Source organism: Halarcobacter sp., assembly GCF_963676935.1.
Classification (GTDB): Bacteria; Campylobacterota; Campylobacteria; order Campylobacterales; family Arcobacteraceae; genus Halarcobacter.
In genome coordinates this window covers 2890557-2909734 of record NZ_OY781470.1, presented here as the reverse complement: position 1 = coordinate 2909734, position 19178 = coordinate 2890557, and the positions used below count along the sequence as shown (strand labels likewise).

At 32.5% G+C, this 19178-nt stretch carries 20 protein-coding genes, 2 tRNA genes and 3 rRNA genes; 16 read left to right on the top strand and 9 right to left on the bottom strand.

The window, feature by feature from the left end; all coding sequences use genetic code 11:
- Positions 1–112 precede the first annotated feature (112 nt).
- From ACKU4C_RS14150 to ACKU4C_RS14130, 5 genes are all read left to right on the top strand, one after another.
- Complete coding sequence (locus ACKU4C_RS14150) at positions 113–349, top strand: helix-hairpin-helix domain-containing protein (protein ID WP_321313072.1); 237 nt, start codon at positions 113–115, stop codon at positions 347–349.
- A 95-nt stretch (positions 350–444) separates the two neighbouring features.
- Positions 445–858 carry a YchJ family metal-binding protein gene (locus ACKU4C_RS14145; RefSeq protein ID WP_321313069.1) on the top strand — a complete coding sequence of 138 codons (414 nt, stop codon included), beginning with the start codon at positions 445–447 and terminating at the stop codon, positions 856–858.
- Positions 851–1504, top strand: a complete 654-nt coding sequence (locus tag ACKU4C_RS14140) for a small multi-drug export protein (RefSeq protein WP_321313068.1) — start codon at positions 851–853, stop codon at positions 1502–1504. Before ACKU4C_RS14145 ends, ACKU4C_RS14140 begins: the two co-directional genes overlap by 8 nt.
- A 1-nt stretch (position 1505) precedes the next feature.
- Positions 1506–2243: a YaaA family protein gene (locus tag ACKU4C_RS14135; protein ID WP_321313066.1), complete on the top strand. Its 738-nt coding sequence runs from the start codon at positions 1506–1508 to the stop codon at positions 2241–2243.
- Positions 2244–2319: 76 nt separating this feature from the next.
- The gene (locus ACKU4C_RS14130) at positions 2320–3048 is read left to right on the top strand and encodes a dienelactone hydrolase family protein (protein ID WP_321313063.1); all 729 of its coding nucleotides are present in this window, start codon (positions 2320–2322) and stop codon (positions 3046–3048) included.
- 25 nt (positions 3049–3073) lie between these two features.
- Here the strand turns inward: ACKU4C_RS14130 and ACKU4C_RS14125 are convergent, their stop codons facing one another.
- The 6 genes from ACKU4C_RS14125 to secG are packed head-to-tail and all read right to left on the bottom strand — an operon-like array spanning position 3074 to position 6326.
- Positions 3074–4171, bottom strand: coding sequence for an MFS transporter (locus ACKU4C_RS14125; RefSeq protein ID WP_321313061.1), 1098 nt, complete (start codon positions 4169–4171; stop codon positions 3074–3076).
- Positions 4172–4648, bottom strand: coding sequence for an RDD family protein (locus tag ACKU4C_RS14120; protein ID WP_321313060.1), 477 nt, complete (start codon positions 4646–4648; stop codon positions 4172–4174).
- Between the two features lie 6 nt (positions 4649–4654).
- Complete coding sequence (pyrE, locus tag ACKU4C_RS14115; RefSeq protein WP_321313058.1) at positions 4655–5254, bottom strand: orotate phosphoribosyltransferase; 600 nt, start codon at positions 5252–5254, stop codon at positions 4655–4657.
- Positions 5255–5256: 2 nt separating this feature from the next.
- Positions 5257–5814 (bottom strand): ribosome recycling factor, encoded by a 558-nt coding sequence (gene frr, locus ACKU4C_RS14110; RefSeq protein ID WP_321313056.1) that lies wholly within the window; start codon positions 5812–5814, stop codon positions 5257–5259.
- A gap of 29 nt (positions 5815–5843) precedes the next feature.
- A complete protein-coding gene (locus tag ACKU4C_RS14105; protein ID WP_321313054.1) occupies positions 5844–5972 on the bottom strand; it encodes a hypothetical protein in 129 nt (42 codons plus the stop codon).
- A gap of 6 nt (positions 5973–5978) precedes the next feature.
- Entirely contained in the window at positions 5979–6326 is a 348-nt protein-coding gene (gene secG / locus ACKU4C_RS14100; protein ID WP_321313052.1) for a preprotein translocase subunit SecG, read from the bottom strand.
- A 71-nt stretch (positions 6327–6397) separates the two neighbouring features.
- Between secG and ACKU4C_RS14095 the strand changes: the two genes are divergently transcribed.
- Complete coding sequence (locus ACKU4C_RS14095) at positions 6398–7093, top strand: methyltransferase (protein ID WP_321313050.1); 696 nt, start codon at positions 6398–6400, stop codon at positions 7091–7093.
- Here the strand turns inward: ACKU4C_RS14095 and ACKU4C_RS14090 are convergent.
- Positions 7045–7452, bottom strand: coding sequence for a thiamine-phosphate pyrophosphorylase (locus ACKU4C_RS14090; RefSeq protein WP_321313048.1), 408 nt, complete (start codon positions 7450–7452; stop codon positions 7045–7047). The genes ACKU4C_RS14095 and ACKU4C_RS14090 overlap by 49 nt on opposite strands.
- A gap of 41 nt (positions 7453–7493) precedes the next feature.
- The gene (locus tag ACKU4C_RS14085) at positions 7494–8189 is read right to left on the bottom strand and encodes a Bax inhibitor-1/YccA family protein (protein WP_321313046.1); all 696 of its coding nucleotides are present in this window, start codon (positions 8187–8189) and stop codon (positions 7494–7496) included.
- Between the two features lie 466 nt (positions 8190–8655).
- On the opposite strand from ACKU4C_RS14085, the gene ACKU4C_RS14080 reads away from it, so the two are divergent.
- From ACKU4C_RS14080 to ACKU4C_RS14055, 6 genes are all read left to right on the top strand, one after another.
- Positions 8656–10173 (top strand): 16S ribosomal RNA (locus tag ACKU4C_RS14080).
- 104 nt (positions 10174–10277) lie between these two features.
- Positions 10278–10354 (top strand) — tRNA-Ile (locus ACKU4C_RS14075).
- Positions 10355–10376: 22 nt separating this feature from the next.
- Positions 10377–10452: transfer RNA gene (locus ACKU4C_RS14070), tRNA-Ala, on the top strand.
- A gap of 350 nt (positions 10453–10802) precedes the next feature.
- Positions 10803–13682, top strand: a 23S ribosomal RNA gene (locus ACKU4C_RS14065).
- Positions 13683–13811: 129 nt separating this feature from the next.
- Positions 13812–13927 (top strand): 5S ribosomal RNA (rrf, locus tag ACKU4C_RS14060).
- Together the 16S, 23S and 5S rRNA genes with 2 tRNA genes alongside form the textbook arrangement of a ribosomal RNA operon.
- Positions 13928–14203: 276 nt before the next feature.
- Positions 14204–15655, top strand: a complete 1452-nt coding sequence (locus ACKU4C_RS14055; RefSeq protein ID WP_321313044.1) for an SLC13 family permease — start codon at positions 14204–14206, stop codon at positions 15653–15655.
- A 64-nt stretch (positions 15656–15719) separates the two neighbouring features.
- On the opposite strand, the gene rpsU is transcribed toward ACKU4C_RS14055, so the two are convergent.
- Complete coding sequence (gene rpsU / locus ACKU4C_RS14050) at positions 15720–15932, bottom strand: 30S ribosomal protein S21 (RefSeq protein WP_129083051.1); 213 nt, start codon at positions 15930–15932, stop codon at positions 15720–15722.
- 116 nt (positions 15933–16048) lie between these two features.
- On the opposite strand from rpsU, the gene moaC reads away from it, so the two are divergent.
- From moaC to ACKU4C_RS14030, 4 genes are read left to right on the top strand one after another with little or no spacing between them, the layout of a single operon-like run.
- Positions 16049–16543 (top strand): cyclic pyranopterin monophosphate synthase MoaC, encoded by a 495-nt coding sequence (gene moaC, locus ACKU4C_RS14045; RefSeq protein WP_321313041.1) that lies wholly within the window; start codon positions 16049–16051, stop codon positions 16541–16543.
- The gene (locus tag ACKU4C_RS14040) at positions 16540–16803 is read left to right on the top strand and encodes a DUF493 domain-containing protein (protein WP_321313038.1); all 264 of its coding nucleotides are present in this window, start codon (positions 16540–16542) and stop codon (positions 16801–16803) included. Before moaC ends, ACKU4C_RS14040 begins: the two co-directional genes overlap by 4 nt.
- Before the next feature lie 5 nt (positions 16804–16808).
- Positions 16809–17816, top strand: coding sequence for a M15 family metallopeptidase (locus tag ACKU4C_RS14035; protein ID WP_321313037.1), 1008 nt, complete (start codon positions 16809–16811; stop codon positions 17814–17816).
- Positions 17800–19176 (top strand): M99 family carboxypeptidase catalytic domain-containing protein, encoded by a 1377-nt coding sequence (locus tag ACKU4C_RS14030; RefSeq protein WP_321313035.1) that lies wholly within the window; start codon positions 17800–17802, stop codon positions 19174–19176. The genes ACKU4C_RS14035 and ACKU4C_RS14030 overlap by 17 nt, the downstream gene beginning before the upstream one ends.
- Positions 19177–19178 lie beyond the last annotated feature (2 nt).

Here is a 19178-nt window from a genome sequence, read left to right as displayed (position 1 = left end):
ACAATTGTTATTAGAAGCAAATAATAAAAATATTTATAAATATAATTTAAAAAAATATATTTATAAATATTATTAAGTTATAATGTGTTTTATTATTTTAAAAGGAGTAGTCATGATTAAAAGACTTGTTTTAAGTATTTTGTTTTTGTCAACATTTCTTTTCGCAGCAATTGATTTTAATACTGCATCAAAAGATGATTTAATGGCAATTAAGGGTATTGGTGATAAGAAAGCGGATGCTATTATAGAATATAGAAAGCATAAGAAAATAAATAGTGTAGAGGATTTGTCTTCAATAAAAGGTTTTGGTCCTAAATTAATTTCAAAAATTAAAAAACAAAACAATTAACTAATCTTAGATGATATTTAGTTAAATTAACTAAATATCATCTCTTATAAAACTTTTTGCTATAATAAAAGAAAAATCCAAACTAGGTTGATAATATGAAGATTTCTGGAAATTCATTTTGCCCATGTGGAAGTCAAAAAAAATATAAGAAATGTTGTAGAGTTTTTCATTTTGGAGAGAATCCAAATAGTGCATTAGATTTAATGAAATCAAGATTCAGTGCATATGCAGCAAATGATTCTCAATATATTATAAATACGACACATAGAGATAATAAAGATTTTACATCTGATACCGAAAAATGGAAAAAATCTATTCATGATTTTTTTGATCATACTGAATTTAAAGGTTTAGAGATTTTAGATTTTGAAGATGGTGAGGATTTGGCTTTTGTTACTTTTAAAGCAATTCTTTTTCAAGGTGCAATAGATGTATCTTTTGTTGAAAAAAGTAAATTTGTAAAAGTAAACAATCTTTGGCTATACCATAGTGGTGAGTTTATTGAATAAAGAGTTACTCAAAAAAATTTTTAGTACTAAAGTTGGTGTAATCCTACTTATCTCAATTGTTTTAATTTTAAGTACAACTATCTTTCTTGTTATATATTACTTCTTTGATGCTAGTGTTTCTAGTAAACTTGCAACAATGTTATTTACAAATTTATTTATTGGAAGAGTTCCTGCAATATCATTTGGATATGCTTCAAACCTTTCTCATCTACAAGTTATTACTTTTAATATATTAGCAGAAATGATACTTGTAACTTTGATATATTCACTATTTGTATTTAGTTTTGAAGGTGTATTAAAAATAAAAAGATTAGAAGAATTTTTTTCAAAAGTTCAAAAAAAGAAGGAACAACATAATGATGTCTTTGTAAAATATGGAAGACTTGGTTTATTTATTTTTGTTTTTATCCCTTTTTGGATGACTGGTCCAATTGTTGGTTCAATAATTGGATTTTTAATAGGAATGAAGCATTTTACTGTTATATTTATCGTTTTTTTAGCAACTATTATTTCTATGACTCTATGGGGTTTATTTTTACAAGAGATAGTAAATTTTATAGGTCAATTTGATATTAGATTTATTTGGATTTTAATTGTAATAATGGTTGTTAGCGTAATAATTTTAAAATATAAAAAAAGAGGTTAATATGAAAATACTACTAGCTCCTGCAGAAACAAAAAATAGTGGAGGAGATGAAGCTTCATTTTGTAAAGATAATTTTTGCTTCCCTGAACTATTTCCTAAAAGAGAAGAGGTTTTTAATATATATGAAGATTTAATAAAAAAATCTACAATAGAAGAATTATCAAAATGGTTTGGATTAAAAAAACTGGAAGATGTTGAAAAATACAAAGAGAGTTTAACTCAAAAACCTACAATGAAAGCTATTAATAGATACAATGGAGTTGCATTCGATGCTTTAGATTATAATAGTTTATCACAAGTAGAGCAAAACTATATAGATGAAAACGTAATACTTTTTTCAAATCTTTTTGGTCCAATATTAGCAAAAAATTTAATTCCTGATTATAAATATAAACAAGGAGCAAAGCTTCCTAACATAAATGTAGAAAAATTTTATATGGATAATTTTACAAATGCTTTGGATAGTTTTGTTGGTGAAGAAGTTATTGATTTGAGAGCAGGATTTTATGAAAAATTCTATAAAGTAAAAAAAGCAAATGTACTTACTTTTAAATTTGTAAAAGATGGAAAAGTTGTTTCCCACTGGGCTAAGTTTTATAGAGGAAAACTTTTACAAGAGATAGCTAAAAATGGGATAAAAAACCATAGTGAATTTATGGATATGCAAATTCCAGGACTAAAACTAAATGAGATTCAAGAGAAAAAGAATGTTAAATTAATAGTGATGGATATTGTTTAAATTAATTTATTTTGATTATAAACAGTTAAGCTTATATTGATAATATATTTTTAAAAATTATCTTTAAGGGGTTAATGTGAAAAAAATATTATCTTTGTTGGTTCTCGTTTCAGGGTTTTTATTTGCTTCAGAACAATTTGTCACTTATGAAGTTGATGGAAAAAAATATGAAGGATATATTAGTTCACCTTCACAAAATGCTCCATTAGTATTTTTAGTTCATGATTGGGATGGCTTAACAGATTATGAAGTAAAAAGAGCAAAAATGTTAAATGAGATGGGTTATGCTACATTTGCAGTTGATTTGTATGGAAAAGGTGTAAGACCTGAAAAAATTGAAGATAAAAAAAGATTAACATCTGAACTTTATAAAGATAGAGTTAAGATGAGAACTTTACTTGATGGTGGATTTAATGAAGCCAAAAAATTAGGTTTAAATGTATCTAATGCAGTTGGAATTGGGTATTGTTTTGGTGGGGCTGCTATTTTAGAAATGGCAAGGTCAGGAGCAAAGCTTAAAAAATTTATCCCTTTTCATGGTGGATTACAAACTCCTAAAGGACAAGATTATTCAAGAACTAAAGGTGAGATTGTAGTTTTTCATGGAACAGCTGATAAAGCTGTAAGTATGCAAGATTTTGCGAACTTAGCTGTAGAATTAGAAAAAACAGGCATAAAACATGAAATGTTAACTTATAGTGGTGCACCACATGCTTTTACAGTATTTGGATCAAAAAGATATCATGAAGAAGCAGATAAAGCATCTTGGAAAAGGTTTTCTGAAATTTTAGAAGATACTTTTTAAAACTAAGAAGGGTAAAAATCCCTTTTTAGTTTGTTGTATTTATGGCTAGTTTTTTATTGGATATAAAAATCAATCCTAAAAAAGTAAATATCGCACAATATAAAAATAGATACTCTCCATATAGCCATCCTGCAATTAATGCACCCATAAATCCACCTAAACCATAAGCAACACCATACATAAATTGTTGAGCAAGCTTTTTATTTGCATATAGTGTATATAAGAACATTATAGTTGCACTATGGTATAGCCCAAATGAAAATGCATGAATACTTTGTGTTAAAAAAGCTATTGTCACATTATCAGGATACAAAAATAGTAAAAACCATCTAAGAACAGTAATTCCTAGACAAAATTTTATTATATTTAAGAGATTATTTTTTAGTAAAGGAGCTTGATAGTAAAATAGGACAATCTCACAGATTACTCCAAATGACCACATGTAAGAGGTCATCTCTAATGAAATACCATTATCTGTTTCATAGATTGTAAAGAAATTATAAAAACCTCCAAAACTTAATTGCATAAAAAAGATACTAACCCAAAAAGGCCAATATTTGAAAAATGAAAAAGGTTCATCTGAAACACTTTCATCATGCTTTACGTCATCATATCTTAAGAGTAAAAATGCAAATAGTACAGTTAATACATTTACTGTTAGATAATAGTGTAATGCTACATAAGGATGGGTTAAAAATTGTCCTAACATCAATGATATTAATGTAAAACCAATTGAACCAAAAAGTCTTGATTTACCATACTTTCCTTTACCTAATATCTTTATAGCAGTTACCTCAAGATAAGGTAAGATTAAAGATAAAGATGCACCTAGAATTGCATTATTTATCATAAAAGCATAAAAGTTATTGATAGTAAGATAAAAAGATACAGAACAAACAACTGATAAAAGTAAAGCTGTTTTAAAAACTGTTTGATTTAATTTTATTTGTTTTAAAAATAAAAAAGGTGTAAGAAATCTCATTAGTGGAGCTAATGCAAATATAAATCCAATCTCTAAAGCATTGTATCCCATATCATGGAGAACTTTTGGTAAAAATATAACATATACACCAACAGCAGCAAAATAAAAAAAATAAAAAGCTGAAAGTTTAAAAAAAAGCATCTACTTTTCTTCTACAACAGTACTATTACTCAATATATCTTGTATGGTTTTTTTGTCTTTTCTAAAAAAAGGAATAAATGCTAATAAAATAGTAGTTGCTGAGAATAAAAATAAAAAGTATCTAAGTATTGCTTTACCAAGAGATATTTTATTTTTTGTGTTATTATCTATAAGTTTTAAAGAATATGCTTTATATCCAGGAGTTTGTCCTTTGGCAATCCAAAAAACAATAATGATTAATCCAAAAACACCAGCTGTTATCCATCTAGCTTCTTGGCTTGATTGGAAGTCATCTTTACCATCCATAATTAAATATGTAGTTACATACATTATAGGCATCATAATCATAAACATATCAACTAAAAATGCTTTAATTCTAGATGGAATAGGAGCAGATGTTAAAGAGTTGTCTTCAGGTGTTTTAGAAGTTTCTTCTTCTTTGATATTACCTTGTTTTATATCTCTCCATCTGCTCATTATAGCTTAGTTACCTCTACTTCCAGGTTTATAAGCAATATCTTTGAAATCACATTCTTCTGGAGAATACATTTTAAATGTGAAATCTTCAAGTGCAAAAAGTGGTTTATCTAATGGTAGTTTACAATTATCTTTTGCTTCTAAATCACTACCAACTCTTGAACAAAAACCTCTGTTTGCTAGTGCTGCATAAGCTACAATATTTCCACCTGCATTTTCAACTTGTTTTGCTGCTTCAAGTGCTGAACCACCTGTAGTAATAATATCTTCACAGATAATATAGTTTTCACCTTCTTGAACCTCAAAACCTCTTCTAATTGTCATTTCACCATCAACTCTTTCAGCAAAAATAAATCTTACATCAAGTGCAGTTGCTAATGCAAAACCTGCAATAAGTCCACCAAGCGCTGGAGAACAAACCGCATCAACTTTAATACCAGAATCTTTGATTTGTTTAGCTAAAGCTTCTGCTAATAGTTTTGCTGTTTTAGGATCTTCTAAAACTTTTGCTGATTGTAGATAAAACTTAGAATAGTTTCCTGAACTAAGTTTAAAATGACCCTCTAATAATGCTTGTGCATCTTTATATATTTGTTCTATGTTCATAATTATACCGTTAAAATTTCTTTTTCTTTTGCTTTTAATGTCTCATCTGCTTTTGCAACATATGAGTCAGTGATTTTTTGAATTTCATCTAATGCTTTTTTATTTTCATCATCAGTGATTTCTTTATCTTTGTGTAGTTTTTTTACTTTATCATTTGAGTGTTTTCTAACGTTTCTAATAGCAACTTTTGCATCATCAGTCATACCTTTTGCTTGTTTAGCACTCTCTTCTCTTTGCTCTACAGTCATAGGTGGAAAAAATAGTTTGATAATTTCCCCATCATTATTTGGATTAACACCTATATTTGCAGCATTAATTGCTTGCTCAACATCACTTAAAAGATTTTTTTCCCAAGGATTTACAACAATTGTAGTTGCATCTGAAGCTAATACAGAACCAACTTGATTTAAATCAGTAGGTGTTCCATAATAATCAACTTTAATACCATCTAAAATAGTAGTACTTACTTTCCCCGTTCTTAATGTTTTATAATCTCTTTTTAATGCTTCAAGAGACTTTTCCATATGATCTTTTGTTTCTGAGTAGATTTCTTCTAACATGTATTCTCCTTGTTTAGTTTTAGTAGCTTTTATTTTGAAAAAATTATACCATTATTAACATTTATGATATAGTTTAAAAGTAAAGTTTTACTTGTGATATAAAGATTTTTTATATCACAAGTATCAGTTTTTGTAAGAAGTATTGATAAATACTTCATAATTTATTACTTACTTACAGGTTCAGCTGGAACAACTGGTGCTTTAGGTGCAGCAGGAGCAGTAGTCTCTTTAGGTGTAGCTGGAATTAGTGTATCAGTTTTTACATTGTCAATAGCACTTTCTAATTTGTTTTGATTGTACAGATATCCCAATGTAATAGTGTTCACAACAAATAGTAGACCTAAAACCATAGTTGCTTTAGTTAAAAAGTTACCTGGTCCTTTTGCTCCAAATAAAGAGTCATTACTTCCACTATATGCTCCAAGACCAATACTTGAGCTCTTTTGTAATAAAATAGTTATAGTAATTATAATTGCTAAAACAAATTGTACTATTAATAGTGTAGATGTCATTATAGTTTTCCTTTTAAAAAAATGGTACATATTTTATCTAAATTTTATTAAAATAAAGTTAAAATACGCGTATGTCTGTAGAAACACAATTCTCACAATATGCAAATGATTATAACAACTTCAATATAATCCAACAAATTGCAGCTAAAGCTCTAGTAAGAGATATAAATAATAAACCTAAAAATATATTAGAAGTTGGCTGTGGTTCTGGTCAAATATTTAAATATATAGATTGGCAGTTTGATTCTTATACGGCAATTGATTTTTCTAAATCAATGTGTGAACTTCATCCAAAAGAAAAAAACCTTGAAGTATTTTGTTATGATTTTGATTCAAAAGAGTTTTTTGATTTTTTAGATGGGAAAAAGTTTGATAATGTTGTTTCTTCATCTGCTATGCAATGGTCTAAAGATTTGTCTAAACTTGTAAAAAAGCTAAGTGAAACTACAAATAAAATTGATGCTGTATTATTTACATCTAATACTTTTAAGACTATTCAACAACTTACAAATAAAAACTCTCCTATCTTAACTTTATCTGAGATAAAAGATTCTTTTTCTAAATACTTTAAATGTGAATTTGAGGTTTTTTCTTATAATTTAGAGTTTGATAATAAAAAAGATCTATTTGATTATATTAAAAAATCTGGAGTTAGTGGTGGAAGTTCTAGCTTGGATTTTAAAAGTGCAAAAAAATTATATAAAGAATATACTTTAAACTATTTAGAATTTGAAGTTATTTTTGTTAAAACAATTTCTAAATTATAAAGTTCATATCTAATATATTTAAAATTCTCACTATCTTTAGTAGATATTAGTTTACAAAACTCTTCAAGTACTCTTGCACTCTCTTGAGCTCTTTTAAAGTTAGCAATTAAAATAGAGTATAAATCTGTTCTATTTTGCTCACTTTTAATAGATTCTTTTAATACATCATTTTGAATATCTCTGGTTTCCAATATTTCTTTGTAATTTTCTAGTCTAGCTAAGTGTCTTAATTCTTTTAGTTTTGTTGAAATCTCTTTGTTATCATAAACATATCTAAATATATCTTCAACGACGCGAATACCTTCTCTAAGGCGATTTAAATTTGCATCAATAAGTCTAAGTGTTTTTTTGTCAGTCATTATATAAGAGTGAAAGTAGTCTCCAAAAGGAAACTACTTAATTAATCGTCACTACCTAAAATTCCAAAAATTTGTAATAGTGAAACAAAAAGGTTAAAGAAATCCAGATATAAAGCAATAGCTGCTTCAATTGGAGTTTCAAAACCACCTTTTATAATTTGTTGCGTATCATAAAGGATAAACGCTGAGAATAACAATGCACCAACACCTGCAATTCCTAATTGTAATAGTGGTGATTGGAAAAAGATGTTTGAAATAGAACCTACAATAAGAATAATTAATGCTATAAAAAGCATTTTACCCATTGAAGAGAAATCTCTTTTTGTAGTCATTGCAAACATTGAAATCCCACCAAATGCAACTGAAGTCATTAGAAATGCTTGAGCAACAATTGATGCACCTGCAGGCATTGCTAAGATTGTACTTAAAAGTGGAGTAATCGTTAAACCACTCATAAAAGTAAATCCAAATAATACTGCTAAGTTAATTCCTGGTTTATTCTTTACAGCAAATAATGCAAATAATAAAACAAATTCTAAAATTACTAGTCCCCAATACCAACTTGCTATTGTTGAAACCATATCAAGACCGATATAAGCTCCAGCTGTAGCTGCTAACAGTGAACCTGCGAATAATTGATATGTCGCTTTTAAGAAGCTCATTAAACCTGCTCTTGATGAATCAACAGAAGTTTTGTACTGAGATGTTTCTTGTGAAAGATAATCTCTGTTATACATTTTCGTCCTTTCTATATTTTTGTAGCATTTTATAATGTTAGACTTAATATTTACTTTAAAATTATAAATTAGATAGTTACTATAAAGATATAGCTATATATATTAATGATAAAAATAAGAAAATACTTAAAGAGAACAAAAAAGTAAAAAAGCAGATTTTTTTCAAAATTTAAGCCAGGAATAAGAAAAAACCCTTGACAAGCGTTAAAAAATCTATTATAATTCCCGTCCAATTTCAGAGGAACGACACAAAGTTTTGAAGAGATGGATGATCTTTAACAACGAAGGTTTGTAAGAAGAAGTAATTTTTATAAACCGAATATGATAACACAAAAATATAACAACAAGAATATAAGTAAATTATATCCTTGTCTATTTAAGAAACATAAAGCTAAGCTTTACAAATGAGATTTAGTTTTGTTACAAAAGTAATAAAACATAAGTCAGAGAATTAAACATTCATAATATTATGGAGAGTTTGATCCTGGCTCAGAGTGAACGCTGGCGGCGTGCCTAACACATGCAAGTCGAACGAGAACGGACTTAAGCTTGCTTAAGTTGTCAGCTAAGTGGCGCACGGGTGAGTAATGTATAGTTAACCTGCCCTCTAGAAAGGAATAACAGATGGAAACGTCTGCTAATGCCCTATATGCCTTTAATTCATAAGAATGCAAGGGAAACGCTTTAGTGCTAGAGGATGGGACTGTATGGTATCAGATAGTTGGTGAGGTAATGGCTCACCAAGTCAATGACGCCTAACTGGTTTGAGAGGATGATCAGTCACACTGGAACTGAGACACGGTCCAGACTCCTACGGGAGGCAGCAGTGGGGAATATTGCACAATGGAGGAAACTCTGATGCAGCAACGCCGCGTGGAGGATGACACTTTTCGGAGCGTAAACTCCTTTTATATAGGAAGATAATGACGGTACTATATGAATAAGCACCGGCTAACTCCGTGCCAGCAGCCGCGGTAATACGGAGGGTGCAAGCGTTACTCGGAATCACTGGGCGTAAAGAGCGTGTAGGCGGATAGATAAGTCAGAAGTGAAATCCAATAGCTCAACTATTGAACTGCTTTTGAAACTGTCTATCTAGAATATGGGAGAGGTAGATGGAATTTCTGGTGTAGGGGTAAAATCCGTAGAGATCAGAAGGAATACCGATTGCGAAGGCGATCTACTGGAACATTATTGACGCTGAGACGCGAAAGCGTGGGGAGCAAACAGGATTAGATACCCTGGTAGTCCACGCCCTAAACGATGTACACTAGTTGTTGCGATGCTAGACATTGCAGTAATGCAGTTAACACATTAAGTGTACCGCCTGGGGAGTACGGTCGCAAGATTAAAACTCAAAGGAATAGACGGGGACCCGCACAAGCGGTGGAGCATGTGGTTTAATTCGACGATACGCGAAGAACCTTACCTGGACTTGACATTTACAGAATGATTTAGAGATAGATTAGTGTCTGCTTGCAGAAACTGTAGGACAGGTGCTGCACGGCTGTCGTCAGCTCGTGTCGTGAGATGTTGGGTTAAGTCCCGCAACGAGCGCAACCCACGTCGTTAGTTGCTAACAGTTCGGCTGAGAACTCTAACGAGACTGCCTGGGCAACCAGGAGGAAGGTGTGGACGACGTCAAGTCATCATGGCCCTTACGTCCAGGGCTACACACGTGCTACAATGGGGCATACAAAGAGCAGCGATACCGCGAGGTGGAGCAAATCTCAAAAATGCCTCCCAGTTCGGATAGTAGTCTGCAACTCGACTACTTGAAGTTGGAATCGCTAGTAATCGTAGATCAGCAATGCTACGGTGAATACGTTCCCGGGTCTTGTACTCACCGCCCGTCACACCATGGGAGTTGAACTCATTCGAAGCGGGGATGCTAAAGTAGCTACCCTCCACAGTGGATTCAGCGACTGGGGTGAAGTCGTAACAAGGTAACCGTAGGAGAACCTGCGGTTGGATCACCTCCTTTCAGAGAAGAGAAGTTAGATTCGTTTCTAACTTCCAAAGCAATCAAAGAGATTGCAGTTATCATGTTCGGTTTATAAAGATTATTTCAAAGAATAGGTGAAGAATGGGCCTATAGCTCAGCTGGCTAGAGCGCTCGACTGATAATCGTGAGGTCCCAGGTTCAAGTCCTGGTAGGCCCACCATATAATAATCTGATTAGTATGTGGGGATATAGCTCAGCTGGGAGAGCGCCTGCCTTGCACGCAGGAGGTCAGCGGTTCGATCCCGCTTATCTCCACCATCTATTTAAGCAAATCAAGTTAAAAGAGTTAGCTAAATTTTAATATAAATTCTAAAGAGAATAGAATTTATATTAGGATTTATCCTAAACTGTTATGCAAATAACAATGATATTTAAAAACATAATGTTAAAGTCTTTAATTTTTTCGTTTAATGATCTTTCGTATGAAGATTATTAAAAAAAACAAAAAAATTTCATATCTAAAAATGATTATGTTAATAATTAAGATTATTAATATAAAAAGTATAGATAGACACAACTGTTTTATTGAGTTTTAGATTCAATAAGATAGTAGCCAAGGAATAATTATTCAAAAAGGTTAAAGTAAGAAATTACTTTATTCTCAAATAAAATAAGCTATAAAGGGCTAATGGTGGATGCCTAGACTGTAAGAGGCGATGAAGGACGTACTAGACTGCGATAAGCATTGGGGAGCCGTCAAGAGGCTTTGATCCAGTGATTTCCGAATGGGACAACCCAGCATGTTATGCATGTTATCCTTTCGAGGAGGCGAACCTGGTGAAGTGAAACATCTCAGTAACCAGAGGAAAAGAAATCAATTGAGATTCCCAAAGTAGCGGCGAGCGAAATGGGATTAGGGCATTAAGTGATAGCATTTTAAATAGGTGAACAAACTGGAAAGTTTGAGCATAGAAGGTGAAACTCCTGTAACCGAAATTTTTAATGTGGTACTAGGCTTAAGAACGAGTAGGACGGAACACGTGATATTTTGTCTGAATATGGGAGGACCACCTTCCAACCCTAAATACTACTTACAGATCGATAGTGAACAAGTACCGTGAGGGAAAGGTGAAAAGTACCCCAGTGAGGGGAGTGAAATAGAACCTGAAACCATTAGCTTACAATCATTCGGAGCCCTATGATTTATCAGGGTGACGGACTGCCTTTTGCATAATGAGCCTGCGAGTTGTGGTATCTGGCAAGGTTAAGCCAAGTGTGAAGCCGTAGCGAAAGCGAGTCTTAATAGGGCGAATTAGTCAGATGCTGCAGACCCGAAACGAAGTGATCTATCCATGAGCAGGTTGAAGCTGGTGTAAGAGCTAGTGGAGGACCGAACCGGTAGGCGTTGAAAAGTCTTCGGATGACTTGTGGATAGGGGTGAAAGGCCAATCAAACTTCGTGATAGCTGGTTCTCTCCGAAATATATTTAGGTATAGCCTTATGTAGTAACATATAGGGGTAGAGCACTGAATGGGCTAGGGCTGCTTACCGCGGTACCAAACCCTATCAAACTTCGAATACTATATGCGTAATCATAGGAGTCAGGCGTAGGGTGATAAAATCCTATGTCGAGAGGGGAACAACCCAGACTAACAGCTAAGGTCCCTAAGTTACATCTAAGTGGAAAACGATGTGGAGTTACTGTGACAACCAGGAGGTTGGCTTAGAAGCAGCCACCCTTTAAAGAAAGCGTAACAGCTCACTGGTCTAGTGATTCTGCGCGGAAAATATAACGGGGCTAAGATGTACACCGAAGCTTTAGACTTGATTTATCAAGTGGTAGGAGAGCGTTCTATTCAGCGTAGAAGATGTACCGGTAAGGAGCGTTGGAGCGGATAGAAGTGAGCATGCAGGCATGAGTAGCGAGAATTAAGGTGAGAATCCTTAACGCCGAAAACCCAAGGTTTCCTACGCGATGCTCGTCATCGTAGGGTTAGTCGGGTCCTAAGTCGAGTCCGAAAGGGGTAGACGATGGCAAATTGGTTAATATTCCAATACCAACAAATAAGCGCGATGTGGGGACGCATAGAGTTAATCGAGCTCACTGATGGAATAGTGGGTCGAAGGACGTAGGTTGATACTTAGGCAAATCCGGGTATCGTTAGACCGAGATCTTACAGGCTCTTGACACTCTTCGGAGGAGATAGAGAATCGATGATACTGTCGTGCCAAGAAAAGCCACTAAGTATATTATTTGTTGCCCGTACCGTAAACCGACACAGGTGGGTGGGATGAGTATTCTAAGGCGCGTGGAAGAACCCTGGTTAAGGAACTCTGCAAACTAGCACCGTATCTTCGGTATAAGGTGTGCCTACTCCGGTATAGAGACTTGCTCTCGAAAGCTGGAAAGGTTGCAACAAAGAGTCCCTCCCGACTGTTTACCAAAAACACAGCACTTTGCTAACACGTAAGTGGATGTATAAGGTGTGACGCCTGCCCGGTGCTCGAAGGTTAACTGATGATGTTAGCGCAAGCGAAGCATTTGATTGAAGCCCGAGTAAACGGCGGCCGTAACTATAACGGTCCTAAGGTAGCGAAATTCCTTGTCGGTTAAATACCGACCTGCATGAATGGCGTAACGAGATGGGAGCTGTCTCAACCAGGGATCCAGTGAAATTGTAGTGGAGGTGAAAATTCCTCCTACCCGCGGAAAGACGGAAAGACCCCGTGCACCTTTACTACAGCTTGACACTGTAGCTTGGATATTCATGTGCAGGATAGGTGGGAGGCTTTGAAACTTGGACGCTAGTACAAGTGGAGCCAACCTTGAGATACCACCCTTGAATATTTGAGTTACTAACTGCGAGAAGTTATCCTTCTTCAGGACAATGTCTGGTGGGTAGTTTGACTGGGGCGGTCGCCTCCTAAAAAGTAACGGAGGCTTACAAAGGTTAGTTCATGGCGGATGGAAATCGCCAGTTGAGTATAATGGCAAAAACTAGCTTGACTGTGAGACATACAAGTCGAACAGAGACGAAAGTCGGTCATAGTGATCCGGTGGTTCTGTGTGGAAGGGCCATCGCTCAAAGGATAAAAGGTACGCCGGGGATAACAGGCTGATCTCCCCCAAGAGCTCACATCGACGGGGAGGTTTGGCACCTCGATGTCGGCTCATCGCATCCTGGGGCTGGAGCAGGTCCCAAGGGTATGGCTGTTCGCCATTTAAAGCGGTACGCGAGCTGGGTTCAGAACGTCGTGAGACAGTTCGGTCCCTATCTTCCGTGGGCGTAGGAAAGTTGAAGAGATTTGTCCCTAGTACGAGAGGACCGGGATGAACGTACCACTAGTGTACCAATTGTTCTGCCAAGGGCATCGTTGGGTAGCTACGTACGGATGTGATAAGAGCTGAAAGCATCTAAGCTCGAAGCCAACTCTAAGATGAACTTTCCCTGAAGATCCCAGCAAGACTAGCTGGTTGATAGGCTAGATGTGTAAGCGTTGAAAGACGTTTAGCTGACTAGTACTAATAGATCGTTTGGCTTTTTTTAAACTATTTCTTGGTTTACTATCTTATTGAGTTTAACTCAGTATTGTGTCAAAGACTTAACATTATAATTTTTATAACTCATAAATGTGAGTACAGAGCAAACTTTTAAAGTTTGTTTGATACTCATATTGCTGGTGGTTATAGCGAGGTGGAAATACCCGGCTCCATTCCGAACCCGGAAGTCAAGCACCTCTGCGCTGATAATACTGCAGGTTTCACTTGTGGAAACGTAGGCCGCTGCCAGCTCTTGAGTGTTTTTTAAGCTTTTAGTTTATTCATCTCTATTTGATGTTTAAGCTAAGAGCTTTTTTTTTGCCCTCTTTTTTCTCCTTCTTTACTTTTTTTATTACTTTTTAGTCTCTAGTCTTTTTTTTCTTCTGCTTACTATGGTTTTACTTTCCTCCTTTTTTTACCCTTTGCTTTTTATTTATCTTTATTTCCACTACCTATACTCTTTATTAGTTTACTCTCCTATTTTAGCTTTTTAATTATATAATTATTTTAAATGTTAAAAGGTACTGAATGCTTGATAGTCGTTTTCACTTACGTAAAATAATAAATGGTAAGCTTAGGTTTTCAATTAAACATTCAGTTAGTAGATTTTTTATCTCCTTATTAATAGCTTTTTCCATCTCAATTATTCCAGAATATTCAAGCTTATCTTATGAAGCTAGTTTAATGTTGTTTATCCTATCTTTTTCGGCTTTATTATGGATGACAGAAGCAATTCCTGCTTTTGCTGTATCTTTCTTATTAATATCCTTAGAAATACTTTTATTAGGCTTTCATGACTTTGATTTTGATTCAAACTCAAAAGAGTGGATATATTTCTTAAAGCCATGGTCTAATCCTTTAATTTTTTTATTTATGGCAGGGTTTATTTTAGCTATAGCTGCTTCTAAAACAAAATTGGATTTATGGCTAGCAAAAAGAGTTATATTTTATTTTGGTAATTCTCCACATAATATATTAACTGGATTAATGTTAACAACATTTGTATTATCAATGTTTGTATCAAATACAGCTACTACTGCTATGATGATGACTTTATTAATCCCAATGCTAAAAAATATGAATGAACATAATCCTTTTCAAAAAGGTATTTTACTTGGTGTTGTAATAGCAGCAAATATTGGCGGAATGGGCACTATAATTGGTACTCCACCTAATGCTATTGCTGTGGGCATACTAGGAGATAATGCGCCTTCTTTTTTAGAATGGATGGCTATAGCTTTACCTCCGGCAATATTAATAGTTGTATTTTTTAGATGGTTAATACTTAAAGTATATAAATCAACTGAAGATGTTATCAATATAAATAAAGTAAAGAAAATACCACATTATGATGATTCTACTACTACCTTTACTAAAATACCTACAATACCAAGTTGGAAAAAAGCTTTAGTTATATTAGTATTTACTATTACTGTTTTGTTATGGTTATCTGGTCCTTTACATCATATACCTACACCTGTTGTTTCTTTATTTCCTATAGTGGTTTTTACAATATTTGGTATTATTGATAATGAGGATATAAAAGAGATTAGGTGGGATGTAATTATTTTGATTATAGGTGGATTATCTTTAGGTGCAGGAGTGTCTAAAACAGGATTAGATGAGTGGATTGGTACACAATTTAATCTTGAGGGTTTAAATATATTTATTATAGTTACTATATTTGCTTTTATAGTTATATTAGTTTCGAATTTTATGAGTAATACTGCAGCTACAAACATTATGCTACCTTTAATTGTTGCTTTAGTAAGTGGACTTGGTGATTCAATAGTTTCTTATATGGTAATTAGTATAGCCTTATGTGCTTCATGTGCAATGGTATTACCTGTATCTACACCACCAAATGCAATTGCTTTTGCTTCAGGGAAATTAAATTCTAAAGATTTTATGTTAATAGGTTTAGTTGCAGCATTTGTAGGACCTATATTTATATTAAGTTTATTAAATATATATATGTAAAAATTAGGCATAAAAAAAGGCCAGCTTAAAAAACTGACCTTTTTTATTGGAAAATAACGAAATATTACAGCCTAGATTCGTATCTTCTAAGCATGTATAATCTCTTAAGCATTTTCTTTCTAGCATTAATTTTTTGTTTCTTTCTTTTTTCAGTCATTGGTTCAAAAAATCTTCTAGCTCTAGTTTCAGTAACAATAAGATTTCTATCACATTGTTTCTTAAACCTTCTGTATGCTTCGTCAAATGATTCGCTATCTTTAACTTTAATGCCTGGCACTAAAATCACCCTCTTTCTTTTTAAATTTAGGGTTGCATTATATTTAAAATTAACTTAATTTCAATTTAACTAAAGAGAGGCTATAATCCACGTACTAATATAGTAAAGGAAATAACTTGAGCTTAACACATTTAGATGATAAAAATAGACCTAAAATGGTAGATGTATCTGATAAAGAAGATACAACTAGAGTTGCTATAGCATCAGGAAAAATTTCGATGAGTCAAGAGGCTTTTGATGCTATTATAAGTAATAATACAAAAAAAGGTCCAGTACTTCAAACAGCAGTAATAGCTGCAATTATGGGTGTAAAGAAAACAAGTGATTTAATACCAATGTGTCATCCTTTACTTTTAAGTGGCATTAATTGTGATATTGAAGAGTTGCCAGAACTTCCAGGTTTTAAACTATATGTAACAGCTAAACTGTCAGGTCAGACAGGGGTGGAAATGGAAGCTTTGACAGGAGTATCTGTAGGTTTACTTACGATTTATGATATGGTAAAAGCGATAGATAAAACAATGGTCATTTCTGAAGTACAACTTGAAAGTAAAAGTGGTGGTAAAAGTGGAGACTTTAATAGGAAAAATTTTAAAGGAGATAGTGTATGATTGATTTAAATAAACATAAATTGGAACTTACCTATCCATGCTCATGGAAATATAAAATAGTAATATTAGAAACTGTAAATGTGAAATATATATCAAAAGATATATTTGGAGATAGGGAACATAGTATCAAAGAATCAAATGTAAGTAAAAAAGGGAAATTCAAAAGTTATAATATTGAACTTATAGTACATAATGATGATGATAGAACAGAATTACATAAATTATTAGGTGATCATAAAGATATAAAGATGGTACTTTAATATAAATGCAACGTAGAGATTTTTTTAAAATAGCTATACCTACAGTTCTTTTAAGCAGTTCTGAATTATTTGCAAATGAAAAAAAAGAAGATATTTTAGATTTTTTCATAAAAGTCTTTGGTTTAAATGAAAAAGAAAATATCCTTGTAGATAAAAAAGAAACTGTTAAAAAAATAGAAGAGATTATTATTGATAAGGAAAAAGAACCTAAAGTAGAAAATATTATTGAAGAATCTAATCTAGAAAAAAAAGTGGTTGCGAAAGAAGAAAATATTATTGAAGAATCTGAAATAGAAGAAAAAATAGTCACAAAAGAAAAGGTTGAAAAAGAGTTAAGTGTACAAAAAGATATATATTTAAATCCAGAATATGTGAATAGTTTTATTAGTGTTAGAAAAAAACTTTTACTAATGCAAAGATTTGTTGGGTATGGTAACTTTAATATCATAAGCTTTGATGAAATAATTGAACTTTCAAAAAAAGTTTCTACTTTAGAAACTTTTACAAAAGAAGAATTGGATTTTATGGAATATATTTTTTACTATGATCCGAATATACATGGTTTTTATGGAAAAAGAATATCTAACAACATTACAGAAAAAATCAACAAAAATGATGTAATAAAAATAGCTGGTACAGGTCATTATCTTTTTAAAGGTAATCCCCACGATACCTACTTTAAAATGTTAGATGATATTGGAGATAACTTGATCTTAACTTCAGGAGTCAGAAGTATTGTAAAACAGATGAAGCTTTTTTTAGATAAATTAGCAAGTGTAGATGCTAATCTATCAGTTGCCTCAAAATCTTTAGCTCCACCAGCATTTACTTATCATACAATTGCAGATTTTGATGTGGGCAAAAAAGGTTTTGGCCACGCTAACTTTTCTCCAAGATTTGCTCTTACTGAAGAATTCCTAAAAATGAGAAGTTTAAAATATATAGAGATGAGATATACAATTAATAATAAGGACGGGGTAAGATATGAACCATGGCATGTTAAAGTTATTTAGAATTTTTATAATAGCTTTATTTATTCAAAATCTTTTTGCAAATTCATATGTAAATAATATGGAGTTTGATTTTATAAAAAAAGGGAAGCAAGATGATAATACCCTTTTAATAATTGGTGGAATCCAAGGTGACGAACCAGGTGCATTTATGGCTGCATCAATTATCACTACCCATTATGAGATTACAAAAGGCTCAGTTTGGGTTGTACCAAATTTAAATTTTTATTCTATTATTAAAAGATCAAGAGGTCCTTATGGTGATATGAATAGAAAGTTTGCAAAAATTTCTAAAGATGACCCTGATTATGAAACAGTTCAGAGAATCAAAAAATATATTACTTCTGATGATGTAAAAGTTGTACTAAATTTGCATGATGGAAGTGGTTTTTATAGGAAAGATTATACTAACTGGACTTTTTCTCCTGATAGGTGGGGACAAAGTTCAATTATAGATCAATCAAAACTTGATATTGATTATTATGGAAATCTCGAAGAGATATCTAAAGAGGTTTGCGAACATGTAAATGAAAATTTATTAAGAGATAGAGATCTTTACCATACAAAAAATACTCATACAAAAATGGGTGATAAAGAGATGGAAAAAAGTCTTACATATTTTGCTATAAATAATGGAAAGGCAGCTTTTGGAAATGAAGCTAGTAAAACCTTGCCTTTACACGAAAGAACTTATTATCACCTTTTAGCTTTAGAAAAATATATGGAGATTATGGGAATAGAGTTTAAACGTAAATTTGATTTGAATTCTTTAAGTGTTAAAAGGGTTATTGATGATGATATTTATATATCTTTTTATGATGAGACAATACAGCTTCCACTTAGTCAAATTAGAACATTATTAAAATATTTCCCAATAAAAAAAGATGGAACTTTAGAATTTAGTCCTTCTAACCCTCTTCTTACAGTTGTAAAAGATAATGGACTTTTTGTAATCCATTATGGAAATAGAAAACTAGCAAATTTAAAACCTGATTATATGGATATTGACACTGAAACAAAAGTAGTTAATATGGTGATTGATGGAGTAAAAAAAGAGATAAAAATGGGTTCAATAGTTGATGTAAATGAAAGTTTTTTAGTTGAACCAATAAAAGATATTAGGGTAAATGTTATTGGTTTTGTAAAAAAAGGTAGAGTTGATGAGAGTGGTTTAGAGATTAAACAAAATAAATTTTTAAATGGTTTCTCAGTTGATACTAATGGTAATCTTTTTAGAATTGAGTTTTACAAAGGTAAAAAGTTTGCTGGTATGATATTGGTAAATTTCGATAAATTAAAAACATCAGAATCTGGGGTTTCAATGATTTCAGACTTTATTAGAAAAGCTACATTAAAAATGTAGCT